Here is a 1102-nt window from a genome sequence, read left to right on the forward strand (position 1 = left end):
ATACCATAGCAAAGACCATACAGGTGAATCCTTTTATGATACTCGTACCAGATACCAGCGTCCTTATCGACGGGCGCATAACCTCAATGATACAAACCGGTGAATACAAAGGTGCAACAATAATCGTCCCGGAAGCAGTGATCGCCGAACTCGAGGCGCAGGCCAACAACGGCCGCGAAATCGGGTTCTCGGGGCTTGCCGAGCTCCAGTCGCTGTGCAAAATGGCCGAAGAGAAGACCATCGAACTCAGATTCTCCGGTATCCGGCCATCGCTCGAACAGGTCAAACTCGCCAGCGGAGGCGAGATCGACGCGATGATCCGGGGTATAGCAATCGAGAACAATGCACGGTTCATCACCAGCGACAACGTGCAGGCCGAGGTGGCCCGGGCCAAGGGGCTCGACGTCATCTACCTAAAACCGCAGATCACCGATTTTGTCCCGCTTGCCATCGACCAGTTCTTTGACGAGCACACCATTGCCGTGTACTTAAAGGAACGCGTCAGCCCGAGCGCCAAGAAAGGATCGATCAGCGACATGAAACTCGTGAAGATCCGCGATGCGCCAACGAGCGAGTACGAGCTCCGGATGATGGCGCAGGAGATCCTCGAGCGGGCCAAGCGCGACCCCGACGGCTTCATCGAAGTCGAGAAACGCGGCGTCACGGTCGTCCAGATCGGGTCCATGCGTATCGCCATCACCCGCCGGCCGTTTTCGGACGGCATGGAGATCACCGCGGTCCGGCCCATCGTCGACGTCACCCTGAAGGACTACAAGAAGTCCGACATCATCACGAGGAGGATATTAGCCGAGAAGCAGGGCATGCTCATCATCGGTGCGCCCGGCTGCGGCAAGACCACGCTTGCCCAGAGCGTCGCAACCTTCCTTGCCGACGCCGGCCATGTGGTCAAGACCATGGAAGCCCCCCGCGAGCTCCAGGTGCCCGACAACATCACGCAGTACACCACGCTCGACGGCAGCATGGCCAACACGGCCGACGTCCTCATGCTCGTCCGGCCCGACTTCGTCATCTTCGACGCACTCCGCACGACCGAGTACTTCCGTGTCGTTGCCGACATGAGCCTTGCCTGCATCGGCATGAG

1 protein-coding gene is annotated in these 1102 nt (G+C 59.2%); it reads left to right on the forward strand.

From position 1 onward, the window contains the following. Positions 1 to 35: 35 nt before the first annotated feature. On the forward strand, positions 36 to 1102 hold a 1067-nt coding region (locus tag CW742_RS14630), incomplete at its 3' end, for an ATPase, T2SS/T4P/T4SS family (RefSeq protein ID WP_292421653.1).

This window comes from Methanoregula sp. (genome assembly GCF_002835825.1).
Taxonomy (GTDB): Archaea; Halobacteriota; Methanomicrobia; order Methanomicrobiales; family Methanospirillaceae; genus Methanoregula.